Raw genomic sequence first — 1,085 nt, forward strand, 5'->3', positions numbered from 1 at the left:
AAATTGGTTCTTGGGTTTCGATGACTTTCGACGACAAAGGTCGAATGATTTGCTCAGACCAATACGGTAAGTTATTTCGTTTGAAAATGCCCGCAGTTGATGGCAAAATCTCAGCATCAGATGTCGAAAAATTGAAGGTTGGACCCGCTACCGACACCATGGGCATGGGCTATGCACATGGATTGCTCTATGCGTTTAATAGCCTTTACGTAATGATAAACAATAGTAAGGGTAATAAGATTTTTACGAAAAAAAGTGGTTTGTATCGCTTACAAGATACTGATAATGATGACCAATACGACAAAGTTACTTTGCTAAAAGAACTTGTAGGCGATGGCGAACATGGCCCTCATAGTATTGTGCTTTCACCCGATAAACAATCTCTTTATGTTATCAACGGAAACCATACAGATGTTCCGCCACTGGATTCGTACAGACTGCCATCAAATTGGAAAGAAGATAATTTATTCCCATTAATTAAAGACCCTCGTGGACACGCCAACGACCGCATGGCTCCAGGTGGCTGGATTGCAAATCTTGACCCCGAAGGCAAAAAATGGGAACTCGTGAGTGCTGGTTACCGAAATGCGTTCGATATGGCTTTTGATGCAAACGGAGATTTGTTTGTCTATGATGCCGATATGGAATGGGACTTCGGCTTGCCGTGGTATCGCCCAACTCGTATTACTCACGCAACAAGTGCTTCAGAATTTGGTTGGAGAACAGGAAATAGCAAATGGTCGCCTACATTCCCAGATAATCTTCCGCCAGTCATCAATATCGGACAAGGCTCGCCTACGAATTTATTACACTTAAAAGACGCCAAATTTCCTGCAAAATACAAAAATACCCTCTTAGCTTTCGACTGGACGTTTGGGGTAATGCACGCTATTCACCTAAAACCAGCGGGTTCAAGTTTCACGGGTGAAAGAGAAGAGTTTTTGTCAGGTATTCCACTACCTTTGACTGATGGTGCAATTGGCCCTGATGGTGCTTTATATTTCCTAACTGGTGGTCGTCGCTTAGATTGTGATTTATACCGTGTTTCTTACGTGGGCAACGAAAGCACTGCCCCAATAGCGGCA

General features: G+C 43.3%; 1 protein-coding gene. It reads left to right on the plus strand.

Annotation, left to right across the window (positions count from 1 at the left end; translation table 11 throughout):
* Window positions 1-1,085: PQQ-dependent sugar dehydrogenase (locus tag ACOVO2_RS15400; protein WP_421770831.1), on the plus strand; the 1,085-nt coding region annotated here is incomplete at both ends.

Origin of the sequence: Emticicia sp. (assembly GCF_049241225.1) — a bacterium.
Taxonomy (GTDB): Bacteria; Bacteroidota; Bacteroidia; order Cytophagales; family Spirosomataceae; genus Emticicia.